A 1,396-nucleotide genomic window follows, 5' to 3' on the forward strand; every position below is an offset into this window, starting at 1 on the left:
CCGCCCCACACGCTGGAGATATTTGCCCGCGGGCTGGGTGTCTGGGACCGTTTCCCCGAAGCCGACCGGCGCGCCCAGCTGCTGCACATGGCGACGCTGCTCGACGACCTCTACCCGACCTTCCGGCTGTTTCTCTATGACGGGCGGATGCGCTATTCGATCCCCTACACCATCTTCGGACCCTATCGCGCCGCCATCTATGTCGGCGACATGTATCTGGTGCTCAACGCCACTCAGCCGATCCAGACGCTGATCCAGCACTTCGACAATCTGATCCGGGCCGCCGACATCAATGCGCACGAGGCGTCCGGCTTCGCGCACAGACTGGCCGGCATGTCGTTCCCAACAGGCACTGTCTGATCTTCGGCAACAATGATCCTTCGGACGGAAACCGGCCTCCGCATTGGTGGCCGCGTTGCCGCCATTCCATTGACTACACATAAAGACTTCTTTATATCCTTATTCGACTTCGAAACATGAAAGCCAATCCGATGACGACCACCAACCCGATCGATGCTCTGCTGGCCGAAAAGGGCGTGCTGCTGGCCGATGGCGCCACCGGCACAAACCTTTTCGCCATGGGGCTGGAAGCCGGCGAGGCGCCCGAGCTGCTCAACGAGACGGCGCCCGACACCATCACCAGCCTGCATCAGAATTTCGTCGATGCCGGGGCCGACATCATCCTCACCAACTCGTTCGGCGGCACCCGCCACCGGCTGAAGCTGCATCATGCGCAGGATCGCGTGCATGCGCTGAACCAGCGCGCCGCCGAGATCGCGCGCGCCGTCGCCGACAGAGCTGGCCGCAAGGTCATCGTCGCCGGTTCGGTCGGACCGACCGGCGAATTGCTGGTGCCGCTTGGCGCCATGACCTATGACGAGGCGGTCGACGCCTTCGCCGAGCAGATCGAGGGTCTCAAGGAAGGCGGCGCCGAAGTCGCCTGGATCGAGACGATGTCTGCTCCCGACGAGATCCGCGCCGCCGCCGAGGCTGCCATCCGCGTCGGCCTGCCCTACACCTATACCGGTTCCTTCGACACCGCCGGCCGCACCATGATGGGCCTGCTACCCAGGGATATCCACGGCGTCACCGACGGGCTGTCGCAGGCGCCGCTTGGCGTTGGCGCCAATTGCGGCGTCGGCGCGTCTGACATCCTGGCCTCGCTGCTCGACATGACCGAGGCGAAGCCGGAGGCAACGGTGATCGTCAAGGGCAATTGCGGCATTCCCGAATTCCGCGGCACCGAAATCCATTATTCCGGCACACCCGAACTGATGGCCGACTATGTCAGGCTCGCCGTCGATGGCGGCGCCAAAATTATCGGCGGCTGCTGCGGCACCTCGTTCCAGCACCTTGCCGCCATGCGCAAGGCGCTCGACGCGCACACCAAGGCGGA

1 protein-coding gene and 1 pseudogene are annotated in these 1,396 nt (G+C 64.0%); both read left to right on the forward strand.

The genetic code is table 11. The features are described 5' to 3' along the window. Positions 1-360 (forward strand): annotated as a pseudogene (locus tag EN994_RS31520) (transcriptional regulator); the annotation flags it as partial. A gap of 131 nt (positions 361-491) precedes the next feature. Continuing rightward, a partial coding sequence (bmt, locus tag EN994_RS31525) for a betaine--homocysteine S-methyltransferase (protein WP_164746418.1) occupies positions 492-1,396 on the forward strand: 905 nt, incomplete at its 3' end.

This window comes from Mesorhizobium sp. M7A.F.Ca.CA.002.09.1.1 (genome assembly GCF_003998555.1).
GTDB classification, from domain to species: Bacteria; Pseudomonadota; Alphaproteobacteria; order Rhizobiales; family Rhizobiaceae; genus Mesorhizobium; species Mesorhizobium ciceri.